Source organism: bacterium (assembly GCA_037131655.1).
Classification (GTDB): domain Bacteria; phylum Armatimonadota; class Fimbriimonadia; order Fimbriimonadales; family JBAXQP01; genus JBAXQP01.
Window position 1 is genome coordinate 1 of sequence record JBAXQP010000117.1, and the last position, 8,218, is coordinate 8,218.

Annotated in this window: 3 protein-coding genes; all 3 read right to left on the reverse strand. The window is 46.2% G+C overall.

Features of this window, described 5'->3' with window-relative positions; all coding sequences use genetic code 11:
- The coding region (locus WCO51_06935) for an AMIN domain-containing protein (protein MEI6512995.1) at positions 1 to 1,124 on the reverse strand (1,124 nt) is incomplete at its 3' end.
- 241 nt (positions 1,125 to 1,365) lie between these two features.
- Positions 1,366 to 6,522, reverse strand: coding sequence for an FtsX-like permease family protein (locus WCO51_06940; protein ID MEI6512996.1), 5,157 nt, complete (start codon positions 6,520 to 6,522; stop codon positions 1,366 to 1,368).
- A 410-nt stretch (positions 6,523 to 6,932) separates the two neighbouring features.
- Positions 6,933 to 8,218: MATE family efflux transporter (locus WCO51_06945; protein ID MEI6512997.1), on the reverse strand; the 1,286-nt coding region annotated here is incomplete at its 5' end.

Consider the following 8,218-nt stretch of genomic DNA (forward strand, 5'->3'; position numbering starts at 1 on the left):
CCGTGGCCAGGGTCAATTACAATTAATTTCTCAGAGATTTTTCCTGTTGAACCTCTTGGTCGAGTCAGAATAACCGTTACCTCACTCGACTTCGCCAAAACGCTTATTCCCATTATTCGACCAACATCAACCCCTAAGCGAGCTACACATTTTTGGTCAGTTGACTGTTGATCGAAACGTAACGCTTTCAGTATTCCTTCCTTTATATTTTCATCAATAGGATTGTCGTCGTATTTGGAATTAATTAATTCAATTGAGACCTTAAGCGGCTCTTTTGATGCCAGCAAGCTCACTTGAACGCGTCGATTAGTGGGAATATGAATAACAATCCGCTCATCCGGAAGGCTTTCCCATGTCGGTTTCCCAATGACGGCCGGAGGAAGTATTACAGGTGGAGAAGGTGCTACTGGCGTTGTTTCAGTTGCTTTTGTAAGATCGATCGTCCATGCAAACCCGATATGCGAAGTAAGGAATTGTGCATCGTACTTTGCTTCAAAGGGCGCCTTCATGTCAAAAACGATACGGGCAACTTGATCTTGCGGCGCCCCAAATCGAACGTTGGCAACATCAGGTGTAATCTCGACAGGCACTGATTTAGATGGCAAATATCCACCCAATAAATCAATCGCAATTCGATTACCTTTTGCAATCGGTTTGACTTCCCAGTTGACAGGGAACGAGGATTTGATAACGGCTTGATGATCTTTGGTAATGGTGATGCTATCCAGCCTGGCTCGAATGAATAAAACTTTACCGTCTGAACTCCAATTAGACTGACCATCCAGAGATTCAATCGCTCGACGCAGATTGAAGTAGTCTTTACCATTAATTTTCTGGAACTCAACGAAAGCGGAACGTGAACCTATTTTGACATTAAGCGAATTTTTGGCTTTATGAACGTCTTTCGCTTCGTCCCAATTCATATCGATGATCGTCTGCTTGGTTGCAAAACATACATCTCCAACTCGCAAAGCATTAAATACGGTCTGATTTTTAATCGGGCCGAGCGATACTTTTACGGGTATAGGAGTTGTTGCAGCCAGTGCCCCTTGGACGAATGCTTGCGTTAAGAGCAACATTTCTAACAGCAACAACCCTAACAGACGCCATCCATAGCTACGCACTTCCAAAATTCCTCCGTATAACTACCTAGCATGAACAATGTAACACGATTAATCAATTGCGTCAAGTGGTTTGACTTAAAAGGGCGCTTTTTGTTTCTTCCAAACAGGTGATTAGAAGAAAATACATTCTCGTTCACAACCCTATGGCTCATTACAAATTTCGATTAATCTCGAGATAAGATTATCCCAAAAGCAATAAGGGCATCGCTCTCGCAATGCCCTTATTGCTAAGTAAGTATAACTAGGATGAGGCTGAGCCAGGGGATGGGCTTGGCACGACAGTCGCATCATTTGGATCACTTACGACATACCGTTCGCGCTCTTCATTCCTCAGCGTTCGCCAGATCAGGAATTGCTTTCGCAGAGTATTCAAGAATCGCCTATTGACACGTTTCCAGTTGGCGATATCACCGCTTAAACGCTTCAGGTTCACATAGATATCGTAAACTTCAGACATCTCTGTCGGAATACTCTCAATTTCGACTTCCTGGCTAACACCAAGATCGAATGGAGCGATCCATGAGGTGCAATTCACCCGATACCCTATCCCACGTTCGGTATCAAAACTGCTGCTCTTGACATCTTGAGTGACAAAATCTCCGACTGAGTATTCTTCATAAGCGGCGAACCATTCAGACAGGAAGACAGCCAGTCCTGCAGCCTGCACGCTGGTCACTGAGAACGGCAAAGGTAATCGCCAAGAATCTCCGTCCGGATCAGGCAGCTTCCAGCCGCGTTCCATGGCAGGAGTTGCGACTTCAGATGCTTTGCGAGCCGGATAAATTGTCGACAATAACACGACCCCAACGACCACAACAGTAGCCTGAACAGCCGCCGTTGATGAGAAGTTGAGATAGAGTCCTGCTATCGGATAGATAATTAGTATCTTAGCCGCCGTCTGAGCGACGAAATAGCCAACCACTGAACCTAAAATTGCAAATACCAGTGATTCTGCAAAGAACAGCATTCCAATATGATTAGGCGCAAGACCAATGGCGCTAAAGATAGAGATTTCTTTAACACGCTCAAACACAGCTCCGATCATAGTATTAAGAACAATAACCGCAGCAATAACAATCGGAATGATGACCATTTCAAGTCCACGGCTGGAAGTTGAAGAGATAGTGCTGAACCGTGTGATTTTCGGAGGCTTATTGGCTTGTGGTGTAACCGCATAGAGGTTCAAACCCAAACGCGGCATGAGCTTTGTCATAACCTCTTGAGTTTCTTCAGGAGTAGTGAATTCAACCGAAATCGATCGAATATCCGCCCCAAGATTCATGCTCGTCCGATAGGGGATATAAACGCACACTTCGGGGTCTTGATGGACATATTCTTTAAACGCCTGTTGCCCACTTTCCGATTTACCCTGCCTCGCCATTCGGTCCATTTCAGTGAAGTCAACCGGAGTTAATGGTTCCCCATCGAGATCGAGAATCTTCTTAAGCTTGGCGCTATCAAAAATCCCGATGACTGTATATTCCTGGCCGCTGAAGTTGATGCGAGCTTTCCCTATATCCTGCTCGTCTACCTTGAGAGCAATCGCCATTTGACGTGGGATTATAATAGAGTATACATCTGAAGGAATAAACCAACGACCGACTATCGCATCTTGCGGTCGAGTGATCCTGGCTTCATCGGGGCTTAATCCAACGATTGCCTTTGCAGAATAGTCACGGTCGGCTCGGCGGAAGGTAACGTTATTCTGTGTCCCTCCCTCACTTCCGAACATCCACGATCTCGGAGCAATCGCACGATCTTTGAACTCATCGCGCAATATCCTAAAGGATGATTCCTGCAGCTTATCCCAAACAGGTGTGCGGATCATTAGTCCGTTATAACGCGGCACACCCGGCGCATCTATCTCATTAAATCGCAATTCGTTTACGACAGACGTAAACGAAAGAACAATAAAAGTAACCAGGACCAACGTCAGTGATGTTAAGAAGGTTCTAGCCGGACGGCGGCGCATATTGGATACACCCAAGCTGAAAGCTGCAAAAGCAACACTCATACGCCCGATATCGGCCTTATGCACACCCATCGTCTGCTTGTTAAGCTCCTTCAAGTTCTGCTCGAATTTCCCAATGATGAATGTCGAGACGATAATTGACAGCGCACCCATGATGAACGCGATAAATACGATCACAGGGTTGCCGGTAATGTCAAAAGCTGGGTGAATAAAGCGAAGAGCTACGAAGGTGACGATAAAAATAGCCCCTGCGGCTGAAAGCTGTTTAGTTAGGATGCGGCAAGCAAACAGAAGCCGCTCCATGAAATAAGCAAATGGCATGAGCAGCGCCAGGTAGAAAATGACGCCATTAACAACATCCTTTGCTGTTGCTTGGACATCCGGATAAGCGCGTGCTTCATAACCCCACGCCGCTCGGCTCAGAACGTCCAAGTCGGAATAATTCAATTCTTTAAGCGCTATATCCGCCTTATCAAGATTCTCCTTCGCTAGCGCGTGAAGCTTGCTGACACCGGTGTTTACAATTCGGTGCTTCTCGAGTTTTTGTAATCGCCAGTCATCCAGTAGCCACATATCTTTGGCCGCATAGAGCGCCGTGTGGGAGATGGCTCCTCCAATCGCGATCTGGCCCTCGTTTTTGTATATCTTAGGATCTCTGTTTAACTGGAACCCTGGAACATCGCGAGGATCACCCGCAACAAGATAACCAACTCCATCGGGAAAATCCGGTGGAAGCGAGTTCAAAAGAAGCAACCTGGTATCTGCCAAGCTAGAGCTCATCTTGATTTTTAGTCTGGCGCCTGGCTCAGTGAAGATAACGGCAACATCCTCCACGTATGAGGTATTTGCAACTCCCGTCGAACCCATCTCTACCCCATAACGACGTGGAGTGCCGTTGGTGTCGCCTTCGAATAAAGTAAGACCGCTTAAAACTTTGAGTGACTGAGGATCAACCAGATCGTATATAGCGGTCGGAACGCACTTGAACACAACAATCGAGGTGTCTCTATCCCCTGAGTTCATCGTAGGCGCTAAAGTGTAATCGGCCCCACCACCTTGTCCCTGATCAGGGGCGTAGTCAATCTCACCGGTGATTTCATCGACATGATAGGCCGTTATATCCGTTGCCTTGCCGTAACCAAAGGCGGTAATAGGGGGGACGCCCGAGAACTCATAATATGCTTTAAAATCGTTTAGTTTCTTGTGGTTTTCCTTCAGCCACTTCTCATCTGGAACAGGCTGCTTCACATAAACCATCGAAATCATATTTCCCCGAACGCCCATAAAGCTCTTGATGGGATTTTTCAAAACCGCCAATGAACCTTCAATCGGGGTATTTGGCACAAAGCTCTTTTCCGGATCGAATCGTAGTACGCGTCCGTGCAGCTTTCCAAAGCCATTCTGAAGCCCAATGCGTGTGAACCCTGAGCCTTCTGTTACTGGGAAACGAAGGGTATTGGGATCGCCTTGCTCAGTCGGATCATGCAGAATATGATCAAAAAGACAAGCCAAGGTCTGCACCTGGAGCGTTAGGTTCGGCAGGTTAACCTTATCATAAGTATCAAAGGGGGTATCCACCAGACCACGCACATCATCAGTGGTTGCAAAGGTGATACCTAAACCGCCAGCCACAGTGACGGCTTCACAATCGAAGGCAGGTTTGCCTGGAATAAAGGTTCGCCAGTTTCGACCTTCTGTCGGGTTTACGCCATCAGCAAATATATCCTTGCCTTCCAAACCGTATACTGGAGCAATTCGATCGGCATTCTCGCGACATGCACGCGCTACGTCAGAAAACTTGTTCTGCAAGTCATCGCGATAGTCGTAGAACCAACCCTTGAAGAATAACCCCACAATCCGTGATTGGGTCGACAAGTCCAGAGTTGCCCATAGATAAATCTCGGTCGGCTTTCGTGAAGAGCCACTTTTCAAGTTTCTAGATACTACTGTTCCGAGTAAAAGAGTTAATATTAAACAAGCAACTATTGCAATCGTGCGAGCGGAACCGGCTTCCTTGGTTTTCTTCACTGTCCGAAAAACTAGCCAATTCAGCCCGATAAAAACTGCTATCATCCCGAGAATTAAGTAAAAGTAAAGTGAATTGTTAGAAACCTTCTCAGCAATCCCTATACTCTCATATTCGGGAAGGTGCTTGTCGATGTAAGCGCGGATGCCTGATAAAGCTTGATAATGCCCACTGCTTGCGACGAATAAAATCGGGCGATAAGATTTCTCCTTCTGCCACAAACGCGCAAGCTCCAACATAGCTGCAATTCCGGTTGCATTCTCAGCTCCCGGGGCTAAGCTAGGAACAACCGAAGTAGAGTCGTAATAACCTGAGACGACAATCCATTGAGTGCTATAAGGGTTCTTAATTAACTTGCCATTCTCATCGGGTATCTGATCGGGAGCAGGGATAGAACCGATGATGTTAGCGGCTTCCACTGACTGCCAGCGCATCTTACATTTGACGGTAGCAACCGGTTTTGCGGAACCAGTCGCAAGGGCAAGAATTCGAGGCGCATCCGAACGTGAAATCCAAAAACGAGGGATACTGATGGGGATCGAAATAAATTTAGCTTCTGCCTCACCGCGCATCGTGGTTTCAGGTTCGATGAAAATAACAGCCTTCGCCCCTAATCGCGGCGCATTCAACCACTGATTTCCACTATTGAAATCTGCGATAACAATACTTCCGGCAACCTGTCGGCCGTTAAATTCCTCGAGTTTGCCATTTCCAACATAAAGCAGAGGGCCAGTAACTCCATCTGTTATTTCAAGCCATCGGTTTTTAACCGCAAGATTTCCCAAACTCTTCATGACATCTTGGGCGTTTGAAGACTGGATAACAAATTTGTCGAGGTCTACTTTATCGAGAACATAGGGCTGTGGGGTTTTGTCTTTATCGCTCTGATTTACGAGTCGATAAGTTCCCTTATCATTAACGATAAACAAGAATACATTTTCAAATTCGCGTTCTTTTACGAAGGCTCTATAGACCTTGCCGCAAGCGCGATTATTCTTTACGAAATCAGGGATAAAGGGAAGCTGAGATGTGCGCACGAGATTTGGCCAGAGCGCGTGAAGCTTGATTTCCTTCCCATTTACCGTTATCCCTGCGCCATTATCAATCGGAACAGTAACGGGGAACATTTCACGGCGCACATTTTCCAGTCCTGCAGCGACAAACTGCTGTTGGACATAATTGGCTGCTTTCTTATCTCCCTCATAACCGGGAATACGCGAACTAAAAGAAGATAAAAACCGAACAGTCTCTGCCATCCTAGCGGCATCGATTTGGCTGGCCAACACTTTATAACGAGCTTGGAGCTTATCTTTATCGATTTTCGGGTTGGCAAAAGCCCCTGCCGTTATCAGAAGAACTAATAAAAGCAGCGTATAACGTCGAAACCTATCTAAAATCATGCAATATCCCTCTTCGTAGAACTCATCGCGACCCTAGTAGATCCTCCCGCACGCAACAAAAAACAAGCCTGCCGGAGACTTACCTTAACAATATCTCAATTCTACCTCTCTGTCAACTGTTCAGGTAAGTATTAGAAGCATAGGACATCAGGTATTTCAGGAATTCTTAGTCTTTAATCCAAATCAGAAGAAGTATTGCAACGCCGCTTCACTCTTCTAACGAAGCATCATACATAACTGTGTCATGACGAGGAAGTTTGTGACGAAGCAACCTTCTCTTTATCTAACTGCAATCCGTCTTCGTCCTTCGATACATCAAGGAAGTCTACTCTGAGTTATACGGTTTTATTTAGAGAATGAGAATAATTCTTGCTTCTTGCCTCTTGCTTCTTGCTTCTATCCCTTCCCTCTCATACTTTGACAGTCTTCCAACGACCTGAACGGAAAACGAATATCATGACTATTCCTGCGATACCTTGGGTTAAGGACATTGTCCACCAGGCAGCACTAGCGCCACCGTGAAAAATAATAATCCATGTGTAGACCATCGGGAAGCGGATTAGCCACATATTGACACCTGTAACAACAGTAGGACGTATTGTGTCCCCTGCCCCTTGGTGCGCACCGGATAATACTAAGGCAAATGCCAATAACGGTTCTGTTATCGCCATAATACGTAAGTAGGAAACTGCTATTTCAACTACCTGCTGATCGTTGATAAACCACATTGCCAAATTACGGGCGAAGACAAAGAAGATTACAGACATAACCGACATGAGCCAACAGCATTGCCAAGCCGAAAGCCACGCCAACTTTTCAGCGCGATCGGGTCTTTTGGCTCCCAGATTCTGACCCACTAGAGCAGATGCAGCGATTGAATAACCCATTCCAGGCATAAAGGCTATTCCTTCGGCGATTAGGCCTATTGGAAGCGCTGCAACAGCCGCTGTTCGTAGATCGATAGGATAACTACGTGCAAGTACCCCAGTAAACGCCATCATACTGCTGACCCGCAAGAACATCTGCATTGAGGCGGGTATTGATATGCGCAGAATACGCTTGAACCAGTGAAAATCAGGCATCTCAAGCTTGAGCGCGCCTTCAATCCCATACTTATTAAAAATGATTAGGTATCCAATTAACCCCATGAATGCCGAAGAGGTTAGCGCGATTGCTGCCCCAGTCAATCCAAGTCTTGGAAACCCTAAATTCCCATTAATAAGCAGCGCATCTCCGCCAATATGGACGATATTGACCAGGATCATGATCCACATCGGGCGAAGAGTATCGCCAACTCCTCGAAAAGCGCCATATATCGAATTGATAACAAAGAGGGGACATAGGCTAAGCAGGGAAATTGATAAGTACTGAATGGCCAAATCGCGTGCTGCCGGCTCTAAACCCATTTGATTAGCGTAGAATGGCATAACAGCAAGAGCGATAACTACCGCGCAAATCCCTAAAACAATCCCAAGGAGTAAGCTCTGTCGGGTCGCTTTTTGGGCATCGCCTAAGTTTTTAGCCCCATAAGCCCGTGAAACAATCGCTGTTGTACCAATTGAAAGGGCAATCGCAAGAGACATGAAGAGAAATAGAAGCTGCCCTGCCACGCCTACTGCGGCAAGCGAGTCTCTTCCTAAATGACCAACAAACGCCCTATCAATAAACGCATTCACCGTTTGAAGTGCGTTCATAG